Source organism: Rhodoferax sp. EU05-FHT12H12 (assembly GCF_058791215.1).
In genome coordinates, this window is record NZ_JBYTDI010000017.1 from 1 (window position 1) to 572 (window position 572).

At 63.5% G+C, this 572-nt stretch carries 1 protein-coding gene; it reads left to right on the forward strand.

Features of this window, described 5'->3' with window-relative positions; genetic code table 11:
- Positions 1 to 572: methyl-accepting chemotaxis protein (locus tag AC3WS7_RS18680; protein ID WP_492657394.1), on the forward strand; the 572-nt coding region annotated here is incomplete at both ends.

Here is a 572-nt window from a genome sequence, read left to right on the forward strand (position 1 = left end):
AGCGCACGGACCGAACAACAAGCCAGCGCGCTGGAAGAAACCGCCGCCAGCATGGAAGAACTGGGCTCCACCGTCAAACAAAACGCCGACTCCGCCCGCGCCGCCAACCAACTCGCCCTGAGCGCCTCCACCGTGGCCATCCAGGGCGGAGAAGTCGTCGGCCAAGTCGTGGAAACCATGAAAGGCATCGTCGACTCCAGCCGCAAGATCGCCGACATCATCAGCGTCATCGACGGCATCGCCTTCCAGACCAACATCCTGGCCCTCAATGCCGCCGTAGAAGCCGCCCGGGCCGGAGAACAAGGCCGGGGCTTTGCCGTAGTCGCCAGTGAAGTCCGCAGCCTGGCAGGACGATCCGCCGAAGCCGCCAAAGAAATCAAAACCCTGATTGGCGACAGCGTGGAACGCGTCGAGCAGGGCACGGCGCTGGTGGACAAAGCAGGCAGCACCATGACCGAAGTGGTGAGCAGCATCCGGCGGGTAACCGACATCATGGGAGAGATCAGCGCGGCCAGCAGCGAACAAAGCAGCGGCGTGGCGCAAGTGGGTGAAGCGGTGACACAGATGGACCA